Below are 16771 nucleotides of genomic sequence, written 5' to 3'. Positions count from 1 at the left end.
AGTCATACGGCGATTTCCCCACTGTGCTCGGAAGAGGGCGATCCGGACTCGGCCGGAATTGTTCGTGGTGGCGTGGATTCCGCCCAGCGCACCACTGCCGGAATCAGCAGGCCCGCACCGATCAGCAGCGCACCCACGACATACCAGCCGGGGCGGCCCCAGGCGATGCAGAGACTGGTGAGCAGAAATGGTCCGACGGATTCGGCCAGGCCCATGCCGATGCCGAAAACGCCGAGATATTGGCCGGTCGCGTGCCGGGGCGCCAGCACGTTGGACAATTCGAACCCGCCCGCCGCGTGCCAGAGCTCACCGACGCTGTGCACCGCGACACCGATCAGCAGCAGGGCCGCGGCCGCCCAGGACGGCACCCCCGCGGCCCAGGAGACGACGACACAGGCGAGGAAGAACATCACCCCGGAACGACGCATCGCCCGGCCGCCCCGCACCGGCGTGTCGATGCCCCGGCCGACCCGCACCTGGAACAGCACGACGACGGCGGTGTTGAGCACCACCACGGCCGCGACGGTCCAGCCCGGGGCCCGGGTCACGGTCACGATCCACAGCGGGATGGCCACGGTCAGGACCCGGAACTGGATGGACAGGATCCCGTCGAGCACCGCGAGGGCCAGATACGGGCGGTCCCGCAGCGCGATCCAGCGGGACCCGACAGCCGGCGCGGGCCGCACCCGCACCACCGGAAGAGTGCTCGCCGCACCCGCCGCCACCAGGAGAAAGACGCCGTTCGCCAGGATCAGCCAGCGATAGGCGCCGATGGTGTCGGCCTGCACCGCCCAGCCCGCCAGCGCGGCCCCCACGGCGATGCCCACGTTGGTCACGGCGCGCACGTAGGCCCGCAGCTCCTGGGGCCGGTCCCCGGCGATGTCGTTGATCACCGGCCCGCGCACCACCATGCCCGCGGCCTGCGCGGAGACCGCGACCGTCACCAGGACCAGGAAGGACCAGAAGTCCCGGACCGCCAGCATGCCGAAGGTGGCCAGCGCCCCCGTCAGGAGCGCCACGACATAGGCGCCGCGGGCCCCGCGCCGGTCGGCGAGGTGGCCCGCCACCACGCCGACGAGCAGCGAGGCCAGACCGGCCACGCTCAGCCCCAGCCCGACCCGCACCACCGGAATGTGCACGGCGCGGTTGAAGAACAGCACACCGGCGGTCAGGAAAATGCCTTTGCCGACCGTGGCGGCCAGGGTCACCGCGGCGAGCCGCCGCGCCGGGCCGGCCGCCGGCAGAACCGCCGACAATGCTTGCACGAGATCTCCCGGAAAATGTGCCGGTGAGCAGCCCCGGAACGCGTGATCGACGCGTGGCGGCGACGTCCGGCATGGGCATGATTCCGGGGGCCGAGCGCCATTGCTCCACCTCACCGCCGTCCGGATCGGACGGCCGCGGCGAAGACGCCCCCGTAGACGCCTTGCGGCCCGGGCGCGACAGCGCCGCAGACAACGCCAAAGTACCGGACCGCATCGATCTGGGTGAGCCCGCTTCCCACTGGGCGAGATTGCCCGGTGACGATTCCGCCGGATGTGCGGCCGTTCCGGAAATGCATTGTGGTCCCACCGAAGCGGCGGCGCGGCGGGCGGCGGCGCCGGGCGCACGCGCTGGGAACGCGGTCGCGAAGATGGTAAGACGGAGCAGGATCACGACAAGGCGGACAGCGCGGGGGCGGTGCGAGCCGCGCCCGGCGGGAGCGGGAGCCGGCGCATGACGAAGACGTCCCTCACCACGCACTACTTCGACGACCCCCTGGGCGGCCTCGGCGACCGGCAGTGGGACGAGATGGCCGGTGACCACTTCTATTCCTCCGCCTTCTGGCTGCGCCTGTGCACTTCGGAGCGGGCCGGCCCGTTCGGCGGCGTCCACGTCGAGGTCCCCGGCGGCGGCCGGGCGGCGGTGCCGGTCATCGCGGTGGGCGACGACCCGCACCCCAACACGCGCTGGGACACCCTGCTCGCGGCGCGGGGACTGCCGAGCCCGCCACCGCACGGCACCCTCGTCGGTCAGCTGCGCGGCTATCTGGCGCACGTGCTCTCCACACCGGACGCCGCGCCGGAGGCCGCCGCCGCGGAGCTGCTGGCGGCTGTCCGGTCGGCCGCCGCCCCGGTTCCCGCCGGCGAGCGGGCACAGGTCGCGCTCTATCTGACGACACCGGACGTCCTGCGCCTGCAGGCGGCCGGCGTGACGTCGCCGCCGGTGGCTCTGGCCGCCGACGCCTGGATCGAGATCCCGGCCGGCGGCTGGGAGGCGTGGCTGGCGTCGCTCGGGTCCAGCCACCGCGCGCGGCGCATCCGCAGCGAGGTCCGCAAGTTCGAGCAGGCCGGATACCGGATCCGGCAGCAACCGCTGAGCGAGGCGTACGAGGACGTCGCCCGGCTGACCGCGGCCACCGTGCACCGCTACGGCAAGCGGGCCGACGTCGCCGCCAACACGGAAGCGTTCCGCAAGCAGGGGCTGCTGGCCGGCCCGCGCGCCCAGGTGCTGCTCTGCGACCACGACGACGGCACGCCGCCCGTGGCCTGCTGCCTCTACTACCGCGCCGGCGACACGGTCTACCTGCGCGCGGTCGGCTTCGAGTACGACCGGCTGCGCGGCGCGGCCGAATACTTCAACCTGGCGTACTACATCCCGGCGCGCCTGCCCGGGGTGCGCATGCTGCACGCGGGGATGTCGACACCGGACGGCAAGGCACTGCGTGGCGCGCAGCTGCGTCCGTTGTGGTTGCTGGACCTCTCCGAGCGGAGTGTGCTGGCCGGGCACGCCGACCAGGTCTCCGCGCACAATGCCGCCTTCCGCGAGCGGCTGGCCGGCACGTCGCCCGCCGTCGCCCGCAGCCTGCGGACCGAGCTGTGGCAGACGCTCTTCTGAGAAGGGGACACCGCGGCGGGGCCGGGACCGCCTAAGATCGTCAGGTGCCGATGTCTCAGCTGTTCACCGTCCCCGCCCTGCTGAACGACGCCGCGGACGCCTTCGGCGCGGACGCCGCCGTCACGGAGGGCGACCGCACTCTGAGCTTCGCCGAGCTGCGCGCCGCGGCGCTGACAACGGCGCAGCGGTTGCGCTCGGCCGGGGTGCGCCGGGGCGACCGCGTCGGCGTCTGCATGGCCAAGAGCCTGGATCAGGTCGTGTCGATCCTCGCCGTGCTGGCGGCGGACGCCGTCATCGTGCCGATCCTGCCCGCGCTGAAGGCCGCCAACATCGCGCACATCGTGCGGGACTCGGGCATGTGCGCCGCGATCACCGACGACGTGCGCGCCGGGGAGCTGAGGAAGGCGGTGCCGGAGCTGCCGTTGCGGAGCGCCGCCGACCTCTGCCGGGCGCCGGGGCCCGGCGACGGGGATCCGGCCCCGGAGCTACCGGGCGCGGTGATAGGCAACGACGTGGCCGGCATCATCTACTCGTCCGGCTCGACAGGCCGCCCCAAGGGCATCATGGTGACCCATCGCAATCTCGTCGACGGGGCCCGGATCACCGCCCGCTATCTCGGCATCCGCCGCGACGACCGGATCGGGTCCGTGCTCTCGCTCAACTTCGACTACGGCCTCAACCAGCTGTGGCAGGCGCTGCACACCGGGGCCCGGTTGTACCTGCACGAACTGGTCTTCCCGGCCTCGCTCTTCGCCTTCCTGGCGGACCACCGCATCACCGTGCTGCCGGTGATGCCGGTCATCGTCACGCGCATGTTCGACCCCCAGTTGCTGCGCCGCCGGCCCACGGCTGACCTGTCGGCCGTGCGCCTGATCTGCACCTCCGGCGGCGCGGTCGCTCCTTCCATGATCGACAATCTGGAGCGCGCCTTCCCCGGGGCCGGCCTGGTGCTGATGTACGGCCTGACCGAGGCGTTCCGCTCGACCTATCTCGAGCCGGCGCAGGTACGGCACCGGCCGACGTCGATCGGGCGGGCCATCCCGGACGTGGAGATCCTCGTCCTCGACGAGAACGGCCGGGAGGTGGGCCCGGGTGAGCGGGGCGAGCTGGTGCACCGGGGCGGGTGCGTCGCGGCCGGATACTGGAACGCGCCGGAGGCCACCGCCCAGCGGTTCCGCAGCTTGCCGCGATACCCCGGCGAGACCCTGGTGTTCTCCGGCGACATCGTGACCCGGGACGAGGAAGGCTACCTCTACTTCGTCGGGCGCCGCGACAGCATGATCAAGACGTCCGGCTTCCGGGTGAGTCCCACCGAGGTCGAGGAGGTCGCGGCCCGGTTCCCCGGCATCGGCTCCTGTGTGGTGACCGGCGTGCCGAACATCGCCATCGGCGAGGACGTCGTGCTGGTCTACACCGCCGCGGACGAGGTGGCCGAGGACGAGCTGCGCGCGTTCCTGCTCGACGAGCTGCCCCGGCACATGGTGCCGCACCGGATGGTGCGCCGGCCGTCCCTGCCGGTCACCGGCAACCAGGGCAAGATCGACCGGCAGGCGGTACGCGAGGCCGTCCTGGCCCTCTGACCACCGGTCACGACGGGGTGGGCCCGGCCGTGGTGATCACGCCGGGTCCGCGTCGAGACCCCGGGCCCACATCAGGTAGTCCTCGTCGAAGCGGACGGCGCACCGCGGTCCGCCCGGCTCCCCGGCGAGGCCGGCCACCCGCCGCACCGCCGCCGCCGGGGTTCCGGGCCAGGCACCGCCGGTGATCAGCAGCTCGGCGGCGCCCGTGAGCCCGGCACCCGGCTGCCGCGCCGCCACCACCCGGCGCAGGGCCAGATAGACACAGATCAGGAAGCGCTCAGACGGGTCGAGCTCCGCGGACGAGCCCGTACCGGCCCGCCGGAACAGAGACCGGGAAGCGCCCGGGGCCACAGCGGTGGACAGCTCCAACAGCTCGTCACCCGCGGCGAGACGCTCCACCATCACCGGTGCCGACGCCGCCACGCCGAGGTCGGTGAAGACGTGCCGGGTGACCGCCGGGCCGGCGCCGGGCAGCGCGGACGACACGAAGACGTCGGTCGTCGTGCCGCCCACGTCGAGCACCAGGAGAGGCCCCGGCCCGGCGGGCCGCCGGACAGCCCGGCCGACCGCGTCCGGCGTCGCCACGATCGGGCCGTCGGCCACCTCGGACAGGGGCCGCAGCGCCCGCCCGTCCACCAGGTCGCGGAGGTGGAGGTCACGGATCGCCTCGGCGAGCGGGCCCGGGGACGGCCGCAGCCGCTGGTCGAGAACGTTGGGCAGGCGCCGGTCCACCCGCAGGCCGTCCGGCAGGCCGAGGTCGCGGGCGCCGGCCCAGAGCAGGTGGCCGTGGGGGTGGCGGGCCGGATCGAAGCCGGCCAGCGCGGCGCGCAGGCGATCCGTATCGCCGCCGTCGACCCCTCCGGCCAGCACGAGGACGTCGACGGGCGGCGGCGGCCCCGTCGCGGCGAAGGAGGTCGTGTAGACGACGTGGCCGCCGCCCTCGACGACGGCCCGGCGCGCCGCCGCCGCGCTGTAGCGGCCGGACAAGGCGACGATCCCGACCCGCAGACCGGCTCGGGCGGAGCTGCAGACCCGCACCGAGCGGATCGACCGGCGCGCCATGAGGTCCCGGATCTGCCGGCCCGGGCCGAGGCCGGCGACGCGGGGAATCCGTTCGACAGGCCCGAACCGCCCCCCGGGCTCCCGCGGGCACAGCTTGATGGTCGTACTGCCGACGTCGGCCAGCAGGCGGAACCCGCCGCTCATGTCATGAGTCCGACGTCGTCCAGCATCCGTTCCCACAACGGCCGGGGGTCCGCGCTGCGGGCCCGCAGCAGGCGCTGCTCCTGCTTCAGGTGCCGCGGGGCGAGCGGGACGGAGCCCGGGTCCAGGACCCGGATGCGACGGCCGGGCCCGCGATCGGTGAGCAGCCGTCCGGCGTTGCGCTCGTGGGGCGCGAAGGGGATGTCGATGACGCCGGAGAGCACGCTGCGGTGCACCGCGGCGGCCAGGGACCCGGCAGGCAGGCCGAGGATGTGGTCCATGACGTCGGTGACCTCCCCGTCGAGGAGCAGCCGCTCCTCCTCGACGGCCTCGCTCGACAGCACGGACATGTCCGGGAACATCTCGAGGACGTAGCGGACGGCGCGGACCGCCTCGGCATTGCGCTCGGCGGCCGGGATGCCCCTTGCCTCGTCGGGGGTCTTGACCACGACCTTGTCCGCCTCGATCAGCCTGCTGATCGTGGCGGAGACCGCGATGAGCGGCCAGGCCCGCGCGGGGTCCGCCGGAAAGGCGCCCATCCATTGGTGGTAGACGAGCCGCACCTCGACGCCGGTGTGCCCGGCGCCGAGCAGCAGGCGGTGGGCCTGCTCGCGCAGCACCCGGGCGAGAGCGACGTCCTGCTCGAGGCTGCCGGTCTGACCGAAGCTGACGGCGAACGAGCGCACGCCCTGCTCGGCGGCGAGCAGAAGCTCACAGAGCTGGACGACGGCCGTCATGACCGGCGGCACCATCGTGGCGGTCAGCGGTCCGAAGGACTCCCGATGGATCGGCGTGTCCGCGGGTCCGGTCACCGCGCAGAGCCGATCGACGTACTGCCAGTGGGCAAGCGCCCGGTCGAGCGGAAACGACTTCGCGTACGGCAACGTGTAGCACAGGCCGCCGCCCTCGATCTCCGTGACGCCCGCCGCCAGCGCGAGTTCGGTGAGCAGCCGCGCGTCCGGGGTGCCGTGCCGCAGGCTCACCGGCACCGTGACGCCGTCGAGCACCTCTCTCGTACGCCGGTAGCCATGACTGACCAACGGAAAGCCGTTGAGCAGGTCGTGACCCCGCCGCCGGCCCTCGGCGAGCAGCTCCGCGGCGGCCCGGTAATCGTTGTGCCGGGTGTGGCTGTCGATGGTCAACGGCACGAAGTCGGCGCCCGCGTCGACCAGGGCCATGAGCAGCGCGCGCTGCGCAGCCAGGCCGGGGAACCCGCCCCGCGGCTGGACGTGAGGCCGGTCGGGCCGGGCCCGGTACGCGACGGAGGCGAACCGGCTCGGCGGCAGCGTACGCAGGAATCGCCCGGCCTCCGCGGGGTCGAGCGCTCCGGCGTCGGCGGACTCCAGGACCCGGGCCCGCTCGTCCTCGAGATCGCCGGGGCTGACATCACCTTGGTAGCTGGCCATCGCCCAGGTCCCGCCTCAGTGCCTCGAAAAATGTCGTCAGGGTGCCGGGCCGATGGAAGACACGGTGGAATCCGTAGCCGAGGAACAGCCGTTCGACGACCGCCGTAGGACGGTCGCCGACGACAAGGTTGCCGCCGGCGTAGAGCAGGACGTTCCCCAGCCCGGCCGCCGCGAAGCGGGCACCGGCGCCTGCGCAGCCCTCCTCGCCCTCGCCGTTGACGGACGAGATCAGCACCGCGCGGGCCCCGGTCTCCAGCGCCGCGTCGACGAAGTCCGGCAGGGCACAACTGATGCCGATGTTGTAGGGCCGGAAGCCGTTCTCGGCGAGCCCGACCGCGAGGATGCGGTTGGCCACCACGTGGATGTCGTGACCCACGACGCCCAGAACCACTCCCGGACCACTGGTGTCCCCGGCCGTGTCGCTCATGCCGGCGCCCGGAGCCCGCCGCCTATTCGGAGGCGGCCCGCATGACGGGGATCGGCAGCAGCGACAGGCCGCCCGGGTTGGCCACCTTCTGCCCCGGCTTGTCGAAGTGGCGGAAGCAGGAGAACGTCTCCTCCTCGTGCTTCTTCTGCACGAACTCCCGCAGCTTGGGGCTCTCGTCGTACATCCTCAGCATGTCGGTCTCGAAGACGTTGCCGATGACGTCGGGGTTGCCGAGCTCGCAGATCATGACGTCACCGTTGGAGTGCAGGTGCAGCTGCGCCTTGCCCTCGATGCAGCTCGCGTAGATCACGCCGGGGTCGCGCAGCAGCAACTGCAGGCGCTTCCAGGTGTCGCTCCTGGGGTTGAAGTAGGCCGACAGACAGCTGAAGTAGATGGTGGTGCGCGGGTCCCGGGCCTCGATCATGGTGGTGATCGCCCCGAGGACCGCCTCGGTGTCCATCGTGTTGGCGTACCCCTGGTGGACGCTGGGGATCTCCATCTGGACCTCGTGCTTCGTGACGCCGAGACCGGCGGCGAACCGGTGCACCTCGGGCATCCGCGCGCGGGTCTCGTCGAACAGGATCGTCTCCACGACGGTGTCGATGGTCGGCGAGGCCACGGACCGGCTGACGGCGTTGACGATCTTCGGGAACATCTTCTCGGTGACCCGGTAGAAGGCCGCGTGGCTCGCCGCGTCGGTGTGATTGAGCGAGAAGTGCAGGACGTCCAGGCCGGCGGCCTCGAGGCGGGCGAACTTCTCCTCGTTGAGCACGGTGCCGTTCGAGTTGATCTGCGTCTGGATGCCCTTGCTGGTGCAGTAGGCGATGATGCCCTCGCAGATGTCGAACTCCAGCAGCACCTCGCCGCCGGACAGCTTGACCCGCTCGAGGTCCGGCAGCGTGTCGATCACCCGGGCGACGTCGTCGACCGACAGGATCTTGCGCTCGGTCAGGTCGTAGGCGCCGCAGTAGTCGCACCGGAAGTTGCACCGGGACGTCACGCCGATCTCGATCGCCCGGAGGCTTCCCCCCGTGACCCGGTCGACCTCAAGAGATTTGAAAGCCATTCCGCGTTCCTCTCCGGCGTCAGAGCATTGTCAAGGCTGACGGTCCATCGGCGTACCGACTGGGTCAGCCGGTCGCGTGGAGCACGTCGCCGATCCGGTCGTACTCGGCCGGATCGGGGACGAGGTCGATGATGAGATCGGTCACGCCGAGCTCGCGGCAGGAGCGCAGCCACGCCGCGGCGTCGGCCACCGAGCCGACCAGCTTCGGGGCGTCGATACCGCGGTTCGGCGCGCCGTACCACAGGTGGCCGTCGTGCACGTCGGACTGCTCGGCCAGGGCATAGCTGCCGGTGTGCTCGCTCGAGACGACCTGGCTGACGAACATCCGCCCGGCTATCACCTGCCGCCGGTCGGCGGGGTAGAGCCGGGTGGTCGCGGCCCAGGCCTCGGCCCGGGTGTCGCGGACCACGAAGCCGACCAGCATGGCGATCCGCTCGGCGCCCTGCTCCGCCCGGACCCGGGCGATGTCGGCACCGAGCTGCTCGCGCGGCCGCGCCATCATCAGGACGCAGTCGGCGGGCACGACGGTCCCGGGCGTGCGGGACGAGGGAGTGACTATCAGCGGCCGCTCCCCGCGCGGGCCGAGCCGCCCGTCGATCCCGGCCCGGATGTCGCGGGCGTAGTCACCCAGCAGGCGACGGGCCGCGACCGGGTCCTGCGCCTCACCCGGAGCGCGCGCGGACCGGGTGGCACCGGCCACGACGTTGACGTGGGCCGGCCGGCCGAAACGCCCGGTGAGATCGGCGACGCGGCGCGACACCGACTCCGCCGCCTCCTGGTGCGGGCGCACCGCCACCACAGGTTGCAGCGCCACGGACTCGTTGAGCACGTCGAAGGCCACGAGCCACGGGTCCATGGCGGCCGGGAAATCGTAGACGAAGGCACCGACAGCGCCGATCCGCTCGGCCGCCGCCAGGAATCGCACCATGCGCTCCAGGTAGGACGCCGACGGCAGCGTCGCGCCCACTCCGAAGCCCTCGGAGTGAGGCGGAACGATGATGCTGGTCAGCAACGGCCAATCCGACACGCCCGGTCCCCCCTGTATGACCGAAGTAGATTGTCGCCGTCGCAGTGTGCCCGAGACGCAACAATCCGTGCAACCCCCATAGTTGTTGATCAATGTGCGGGGCGCGTGACGGGACACCTCTCCGACCGCCCTTGCCTCTATGCTGAGCCGATGCTGGTAGGAGTTCGACAGTTCTCGATGATCAGCTTCGCCCGCCAGGACCTGGTCGTCGGGTCCGCCGATCTGACCGCCCGGGAGCGCCCGCCGCACCGGGTGTCCCTGGGCCCCTTCGCCCTGGCCGACCGGTGCGTCAGTGCCGGCGACTTCACGGCCTTCCTGCACGACGCCCCGGACGACATGGACCATCTCATGATCGACTGCATCGATCCGGGCTTCGTCGTGCATCGCGCCGACGGCTTCCAGGTGCGCCCCGGCTGCGCCGACTTCCCGATGATCCAGATCAGCTTCTGGGGCGCGGCGGCCTACTGCAACTGGCTGTCCCGCGGCGAGGGGTTCCAGCCCGTCTACGACCTGGCCCGGCGGGAGGCCGGCCTGTCCGCCGACGGCTATCGGCTGCCGCGGGAGGCGGAATGGGAGGCGGCGTGCCGCCAGGGCCACCCCGCGGGCACGGCCGGGACCGGCAACACCGCCGACGCCCCGGCCGCGTGCCGGGCGTTGCGGGCAGGCGAGGCCGGGCTGGGCGCCTTCCGCCGCGGCGAGCCCGGGCCCATACCCACCGCGGCGCGGGCGCCCGACGCGGCCGGGCTGCACGAGATGATCGGCAACGTCCGGGAGTGGTGTCACGACCGATACGCCCCGTACTCCGCCGAGCCTGCCCGCGATCCCTCGGGGCCCGGCCGCGGCTCGTTCCGGGTCGTGCGTGGAGGATCCTTCGCCGACCCCGGCCCGGCCTGCCGGCCCGCGAGCCGGATGGCGGCCTTCGAGGACACCAAGTGCGAGGTGTACGGATTCCGCGTGGCACGGTCGCTGTGACGCGCACCCACGATCCCGCCGCGACCCAGCACCCGCCGCTGTTCACCACCGTGGACGCCGGCCGCTTCGACCTCGCCACCTGTCCGACCACGGTCGCCCAGTACTGGCACTACCTGCTCGACCAGGGCTTGGACCAGGAACCCGCCCCGCGGCTGCACGCCTTTCCGCGGCAAGCCGGGACCGGCCTGCGGACCGACCGGCAAGGCCGGGTGACGCTCGACGACGAGCTGAGCACTCTGCCGGCGACCGGGGTCACCTGGCACGGCGCCGTGGCGTACTGCACCTGGCTCGGCGCACTCACCGGCACGCACTGCCGGCTGCCGTCGGCGGCGGAGTGGCAGCGGGCGGCCTCCGGCCCGCGGGGCTGGCGCTGGAGCCTGGGCAACGAGTTCGATCGGCCGCTCTACGCCCCCGAGGCCACCGGGCCCCGCCCGGTCACCCACCTGCCCGCCGGGCCGACCGGACTGCGCGGCATGACGGGCAACGTCTTCGAATGGTGCTCCGATCCCCTGGCGTCGCCGGACGGCCCGGTCCCGGGCTCGCGCGCCGTCAAGGGCGGCGCCTACACCCTGCGCAATCCGGAGAGCTTCGAGAACGGCACGACCTTCACCTCGGACGCGCTGAGCACGTTGCCGTACATAGGCTTTCGCGTGCTTCGCGAGCGCCGCCCGCGCTGACACGGCCCCGCCCCGCCGCCGGACCGCCACCCCGGGGCCGGTCCCCGGCATCCGGGGCCGGCTCCGCCCGCGGTCAGGCCGGGCCGAGGGTCACCCGCTCGTGACCGGTGCGCAGGGTCCAGCCCTCGACGACCGACGGCCCGTCCACGGCGACCTCCGTGGCCGCGGGCCGCGACAGGAAGCCGGTGAGCGCCGCCGTGGTGGCGTAGGCGCCGACGTTGTCGACGCAGAGCACGTCGCCGATGCGGGGCGACGCCATCCGGGTGCCGACGGCGAGCCGGTCGAGGGGCGAGCACAGCGGCCCGACGACATCGACCTTCACCTGCTCCCGGTCCGGCGCCGACAGGTTACGGAAGACGGTGTCGGGGCGCAGCACCCGGCCGAGCCCGGACATCCCGCCCAGCACGTTGACGCCCGCGTCGGCCACGACCAGCGTGGTCCCCCCGCGCTGCTTGACATCCATGACGGTGGTGAGCAGGCGGCCCGCCGCCGCGACCAGACCACGGCCGGACTCGAACCAGGCCTCGGCACCGCACCGGGCGAGCCGGTCCACGGTCTTCTCGATCGCCGGGGGCAGGTCGGCGAGCCCGGGTCCCTCCCCGGGAGCGGCGTACGGCCACGGGAAGCCGCCGCCCAGATCGACGATGCGCGGCCGCACACCCGCCTCGGCCGTGATGCGGTGCACGGTCTCGGCGGCCTGCTCGAACGCCGCGGCGAGCGCCGGCGTGCCGGGCATCTGCGAGCCGAGGTAGATGTGGAAGCCCAGCACCTCGACATCCGCCGGCAGGTCCCGGCAGAAGGGCCCGGCCTCGGCCTCCAGCAGGCCGAACTGGCGCCCGTCGGCCATCGACAACCCGGCGGCCGTCCGGACGCCGGGCTGCACCCGCAGGATGATCCGCAACGGGTCGGCGGACGACGGGCGCAAGACCTCCCGCGCCCGGGTCACCTCGGCCGGCGACTCACAGGAGAGGATGGCGCCGGCCTCGGCCGCGGCGGTCAGGTCGGCGGCGCTCTTGCCCGGTCCGGTGTAGAGCATCGGACCGGGATCGTGGCCCGTGCCGAGGGCGACGGCCAGCTCTCCGGCCGACGAGATCTCGCTCCCACAGCCGGCCGCCTGCAGTGCCGCCACCACCGGCGGGCACGGGTTGGCCTTGAGGGAATAGAGCAATGTCGACGGCCCGGGCAGCACCCCGCGCAGCGCGGCCGCCCGCCGCCGCAGAACAGCCAGGTCGTGCACGACGAGCGGGGTGGACACGCGCCCGGCGAGGGCGACAAGATCGACGTCCGTCATCGGCCGGCCGGAGATCGACGGGCCTTTCAGGGAGGCGCTCATCTGGGTTACTGTAGCCGCGCGCCCACGGGGAGTCAGGACACATCTGACTATCCGCTGTGGAGCGGACAAGCCAGGCCTGACGCGACGATGGGGGACGCATGGGGCTCACGGATCCGGTTGTCTCCGACAAGCTGCGCACAGTGCTCGTCGCGCACCTGCATCCGCCGCAGGACCAGGACTGGACGACGGTGCCGCTGGCCGACCTCGGGCTCGACTCGCTGTCCGCCATCGATCTGGTCATCCACCTCGAGGACGCCTTCGGCGCCGAGTTCCCGCCCGAGCTGCTCGTGCGGGAGACGTTCGCCACCTTCGGCTCGCTCGAGTCCGCCGTCAGGTCGATGTCGCAGCCGTCCTGACGTCTCGTCGCGGACGGCCGCACGTCGCCGCCGCCCTCTCTCGTGCCTCCCGCGAAGCCGACCCTGGAGCTGTCACCTTGAGTCTGCGCACCGCACCGTCTCCCGGGCGGCTGCCCGGCCCGTCCCTCGCCGGTCACGCCCGCTACCTGCCCGCTCTGCTGGGCAGCCCGTACCAGGCGCTGCTGGATCTGCACCGCCGTTACGGGCCGCTGTGCCAGTTCGGCTTCGCGGGTCAGCGCTATGTGCTGATGTTCGGGGCCGAGGCCAATCAGCTGCTGCTCACCGATTCGCCGGCCCGGCCCCGGTTCCTCTCCCGCGACGTGCTCACCCTGCTCATCCCGGTGGTGGGCTCGTGCGCGATGGTGGTCAGCGACGGTGAGGACCACCGCCGCCGCCGGGCGCTGGTGCGGCCCGCCTTCGCGCGCAAGCGCATCGAGGGCTACGTGCCGACCATGGTGGACGAGATCGACCGGATGATCAGCGGCTGGCCCGCCGGCGGGACGGTCGACGCGTTCCCCGAGATCCGCTCCTGCATCCGCCGGATCGCCATCCGCTCGCTGTTCGGGGACCGGCTCCAGCAGCACACCGACGACATCGGCCGGGAGCTGGAGACGGCGCTGCGCTACATCAACCGCTCCCCCTTCCTGCGTTTCGACCACGACCTCCCGGGCACGGCCTTCCGGCGGGCGAAGGCGGCCCGGGATCGCGTCGACAGCCTGGTCCGGGCCGAGATCGCGAAGCGCCGGGCGGAACCCGACGACCGGGGAGACGTCCTCGACGCGCTGCTCGACGCCTGCGAGCACGCGCGGGGCGAGTATGCCGACCTCGAGATACGCGACCAGGTCATCAGTCTCATCGCCTCGGGTTACGACTCGAGCAGCGCGGCGGCGGGCTGGGCGGTCTACGCCCTGCTGTCCCACCCCGGGGTGTACGAACGCGTCCGCGCCGAGGTCGCCGAGGTGGCCGGCGGCGGCGCGCTCACCGTCGAGCACCTCGACGCGATGAAGTACACCGGATGGACCGTCTCGGAGATCCTGCGCCTCTACACCCCCGGGGTGCTGACCGGCCGGACCGCCGTGGAGAGCTTCGAGTTCGCCGGCCACGTCGTGCCCCGGGGGGCCCGGGTGCTCTACTCCCAGTACGTCACCCACCGCATGCCCGAGCTGTGGCCGGAGCCCGAGGAGTTCCGGCCGGAACGGTGGGACCCGGACGCTCCCGGCTACCGCGAACCGCCCCCGTACAGCTGGGTGCCCTTCGGCGGGGGCTACCGCAAATGCATCGGCTACGCCTTCGCCGAGCTCGAACTGCGCGCCATGATGGCCGAGCTCGTCCGTCGTACCGACCTGGAGCTCGCCGGTCCGCCGGTCCGGCCCACCGGCGTCGCCACCATGTGGCCGCGAGGCGGGGTACCGGTCCGGGTGCGCTCGGTGCGCCCCGCCGTCCGCGCCTGATCGCCCGACCGGAGGTTGTCCGATGTTCGACGTCATCGTGGTCGGCGGCGGTGTCGCCGGCTCGTCCGCGGCCCTCAGCCTGGGCCGGACCCACCACAGCACGCTCGTGCTCGACGACGGCCCCGGCCGGAACGCACCGGCCCGGGAGATCCACAATTTCTTCGGCCACGACGGCACCTCCCCGGCCGGGCTCCGCCGACGCAGCGCCGAACAGCTCGCGCGCTATCCGGGCGTACGGCTCCAGGCCGCCACGGCCGCCCGGGCGGAGAACCACGGTGCCGACGGCTTCGCGGTCACGCTCGCCTCGGGCCGGGTGCATCGGGCCCGGCGCCTGCTGCTCGCCACCGGGCTCGTCGACGAGCTGCCCGCGATCGAGGGCCTCGAGCCGCTGTGGGGACGCTCCGTCGTGCACTGCCCCTACTGCTTCGGCTACGAGTCCACCGGCGCCGCGATCGCCGTCCTCGGCGCCGGCCCCGAGCGCATGCGGCTCGCCCTGCAGCTGAGCGCGTTCTCCGAGGACGTCGTCCTGTGCACGAACGGGCCGGCCGAGCTGGAGCAACCGTACGGTGCCGCGCTGGAGAAGGCGGGGGTGCTGATCCGGGAGGAGGAGGTCGCCCGGCTGGTGGCCGACGGCGATCAGCTGCGCGGCATCGAGTTCCGCGAGGGGCCACCGCTGGCCCGGACGACCATGTTCGTCAAGGGTTCGCAGCGGCAACGGTCACCGCTGGCCGCACAGCTCGGGTGCCGCATCCTCGGCGACGGCTCGGTGGCGGTGGACGAACTGGCGCGGACCAGCGTGGCCGGGGTGCTCGCGGCCGGTGACATGGCGCGCCGCCCGGACGCGGCAGTCGCCATCTCCTCGGTGGTGATGTCCGCGGCCGCCGGGTCGCTGGCGGCCGGCGTCATCGACGTGGACCTGTTGCAGGAGGACTTCGGCCTGCCCGACCGGTGGGCCGGGTATCGCCCGTGGGAGTAGCCGGACGCCGCTCAGCCGGACGCCGGCTCGGCGGTGACCGGCCGGGTGCGCTCACCCCACCGTGCGACGGCCGGCACGACGAGACCGGCCCCGGCGAGCAGGGCACCGACCACCCACCAGCCGGGGGTCCCCCACTCGACGCACAACCAGATCAACAGGGCGGGCGCGACCGTCGTGCCCAGCCCCAGGCCCAGCCCGAAAACACCCTGGTACTGGCCGACGGCGTCCGGCGGGGCCAGGGCGAAGGACAGCTCGAAGCCGCCCGCGGACTGCCAGATCTCGCCGAGCGTGTGCACCGTCACGCCCGTGACGAGCAGGAGGACACCGGCCCAGGCGGGCACCTCCGCCAGCGCCGAGATCAGCCCGCACGAGACCAGGAACGCGAGACCGGCTCGCCGGAACGCCACCGCACCGGCTTTCGGCGAGTCCACCCGGCGCCCGAGCGTCACCTGGAGCGACACCACGACACCGGTATTGATCAACATGGCGGCCGCCACCGTCCACTTCGGCACCTCGGTGCGGGTCAGCAGCCACAGCGGCAGGGCCGCGGTGAGCACCCTGTACTGCAGGGACATGACCCCGTCGAGCAGGGTGAGCAGGAGGTACGGCTTGTCGCGCAGCGCGGACCAGCGCGGCCCCTCGCGCGCCTCTCGCACCGGGACGCGTGGCAGGAAGGCCGTCATCACGGCGGTCGTGAGGTACGTCAGCGCGCAGCCGACCAGCAGCAACAAGTACGCGTTACGGGTGTCGACGTGCACGCCCCAGCCCGCGACGAGGGCGCCGAAGGCCACACCGAGATTGGTCACCGCCCGCAGGAAGCTGCGGAACCGGGCCGGCCGTTCCCCGCCGAGCTGCTGAATCACCGGACCCCGGGCGGCCCGCCCCGCCGTCTGCGAGATGTTGACCAGCGTCGTGAAGACCAGGAACAGCCAGAAGTCACGGGTCAGACACAGGCCGGCCATGCCCGCGGCGCCGATCGCACCGGTGGCCACATAGACCCCACGGGCGCCGAGCCGGTCCGCGAGATGACCGGCGGGCAGCCCGGCCAGCAGGGAGAGCACGCCCGCGACGGAGAGGCCGGCTCCCACCTGACCGGCCGGCAGGTCGATGGCCCGGGTCGCGTACAACACACCGGCGGTCAGGTAGATCCCGTAACCGACAGTGTTCACCAGGATGGCGAGCACGAGCAGGCGCTGGCCGCGATCTTCAGGCAGTAACGGCGACATCGACGGCCTTCCTGTACGGGCTGCGCACCACGCCCGAGCCGATTTCGAGCAGGCGTGTCCACACCATACAAGGAAGGGACGGATATCGATCCGCGGGGCCACCTCGGATCGTGGTCGCTGATATTGTGAAGCGCATTCGTACGGCACTCTTTTTCCGGCCGGGAATGCACGTCGGCCGGTTCCCGGCCGAGCCG

Annotated in this window: 15 protein-coding genes; 7 read left to right on the top strand and 8 right to left on the bottom strand. The window is 72.7% G+C overall.

Annotated features, from left to right (window positions below):
• Window positions 1-2: 2 nt before the first annotated feature.
• Window positions 3-1265 (bottom strand): MFS transporter, encoded by a 1263-nt coding sequence (locus RAN62_RS29385; protein ID WP_305788044.1) that lies wholly within the window; start codon window positions 1263-1265, stop codon window positions 3-5.
• 451 nt (window positions 1266-1716) lie between these two features.
• Here RAN62_RS29385 and RAN62_RS29380 point away from each other — a divergent pair, with 451 nt between their 5' ends.
• Window positions 1717-2877: a GNAT family N-acetyltransferase gene (locus RAN62_RS29380; RefSeq protein WP_305788043.1), complete on the top strand. Its 1161-nt coding sequence runs from the start codon at window positions 1717-1719 to the stop codon at window positions 2875-2877.
• 50 nt (window positions 2878-2927) lie between these two features.
• Complete coding sequence (locus tag RAN62_RS29375) at window positions 2928-4457, top strand: AMP-binding protein (RefSeq protein WP_305788109.1); 1530 nt, start codon at window positions 2928-2930, stop codon at window positions 4455-4457.
• Between the two features lie 36 nt (window positions 4458-4493).
• On the opposite strand, the gene RAN62_RS29370 is transcribed toward RAN62_RS29375, so the two are convergent.
• From RAN62_RS29370 to RAN62_RS29350, 5 genes are all read right to left on the bottom strand, one after another.
• The gene (locus RAN62_RS29370; RefSeq protein ID WP_305788042.1) at window positions 4494-5663 is read right to left on the bottom strand and encodes a glutamate mutase L; all 1170 of its coding nucleotides are present in this window, start codon (window positions 5661-5663) and stop codon (window positions 4494-4496) included.
• Window positions 5660-7066, bottom strand: a complete 1407-nt coding sequence (locus tag RAN62_RS29365) for a methylaspartate mutase subunit E (RefSeq protein ID WP_305788041.1) — start codon at window positions 7064-7066, stop codon at window positions 5660-5662. Before RAN62_RS29365 ends, RAN62_RS29370 begins: the two co-directional genes overlap by 4 nt.
• Window positions 7047-7493 (bottom strand): methylaspartate mutase subunit S, encoded by a 447-nt coding sequence (gene glmS, locus RAN62_RS29360; protein WP_305788040.1) that lies wholly within the window; start codon window positions 7491-7493, stop codon window positions 7047-7049. Before glmS ends, RAN62_RS29365 begins: the two co-directional genes overlap by 20 nt.
• Window positions 7494-7515: 22 nt before the next feature.
• Window positions 7516-8559 carry a radical SAM protein gene (locus RAN62_RS29355; protein WP_305788039.1) on the bottom strand — a complete coding sequence of 348 codons (1044 nt, stop codon included), beginning with the start codon at window positions 8557-8559 and terminating at the stop codon, window positions 7516-7518.
• Between the two features lie 64 nt (window positions 8560-8623).
• A complete protein-coding gene (locus tag RAN62_RS29350) occupies window positions 8624-9586 on the bottom strand; it encodes an LLM class oxidoreductase (protein ID WP_305788038.1) in 963 nt (320 codons plus the stop codon).
• Between the two features lie 150 nt (window positions 9587-9736).
• Between RAN62_RS29350 and RAN62_RS29345 the strand changes: the two genes are divergently transcribed.
• Together RAN62_RS29345 and RAN62_RS29340 are read left to right on the top strand one after the other, a co-directional pair.
• Window positions 9737-10558: a formylglycine-generating enzyme family protein gene (locus RAN62_RS29345; RefSeq protein ID WP_305788037.1), complete on the top strand. Its 822-nt coding sequence runs from the start codon at window positions 9737-9739 to the stop codon at window positions 10556-10558.
• Complete coding sequence (locus tag RAN62_RS29340; RefSeq protein ID WP_305788036.1) at window positions 10555-11235, top strand: formylglycine-generating enzyme family protein; 681 nt, start codon at window positions 10555-10557, stop codon at window positions 11233-11235. The genes RAN62_RS29345 and RAN62_RS29340 overlap by 4 nt, the downstream gene beginning before the upstream one ends.
• A gap of 73 nt (window positions 11236-11308) precedes the next feature.
• Here the strand turns inward: RAN62_RS29340 and RAN62_RS29335 are convergent, their stop codons facing one another.
• Window positions 11309-12568, bottom strand: a complete 1260-nt coding sequence (locus tag RAN62_RS29335; RefSeq protein WP_305788035.1) for a type III PLP-dependent enzyme domain-containing protein — start codon at window positions 12566-12568, stop codon at window positions 11309-11311.
• A 98-nt stretch (window positions 12569-12666) separates the two neighbouring features.
• Here RAN62_RS29335 and RAN62_RS29330 point away from each other — a divergent pair, with 98 nt between their 5' ends.
• The 3 genes from RAN62_RS29330 to RAN62_RS29320 all read left to right on the top strand — a co-directional run bounded on the left by RAN62_RS29330 (window position 12667) and on the right by RAN62_RS29320 (window position 15351).
• Window positions 12667-12924, top strand: a complete 258-nt coding sequence (locus tag RAN62_RS29330; protein ID WP_305788034.1) for a phosphopantetheine-binding protein — start codon at window positions 12667-12669, stop codon at window positions 12922-12924.
• Between the two features lie 77 nt (window positions 12925-13001).
• Window positions 13002-14375 carry a cytochrome P450 gene (locus tag RAN62_RS29325; protein ID WP_305788033.1) on the top strand — a complete coding sequence of 458 codons (1374 nt, stop codon included), beginning with the start codon at window positions 13002-13004 and terminating at the stop codon, window positions 14373-14375.
• A gap of 22 nt (window positions 14376-14397) precedes the next feature.
• Window positions 14398-15351, top strand: a complete 954-nt coding sequence (locus tag RAN62_RS29320; RefSeq protein WP_305788032.1) for an NAD(P)/FAD-dependent oxidoreductase — start codon at window positions 14398-14400, stop codon at window positions 15349-15351.
• 11 nt (window positions 15352-15362) lie between these two features.
• Here RAN62_RS29320 and RAN62_RS29315 read toward each other — a convergent pair whose 3' ends face one another.
• Complete coding sequence (locus RAN62_RS29315) at window positions 15363-16577, bottom strand: MFS transporter (RefSeq protein ID WP_305788031.1); 1215 nt, start codon at window positions 16575-16577, stop codon at window positions 15363-15365.
• Window positions 16578-16771 lie beyond the last annotated feature (194 nt).

This window comes from Symbioplanes lichenis (assembly GCF_030709675.1).
Lineage (GTDB): Bacteria > Actinomycetota > Actinomycetes > Mycobacteriales > Micromonosporaceae > Actinoplanes > Actinoplanes lichenis.
This window is presented reverse-complemented; position numbering and strand designations above follow the sequence as displayed.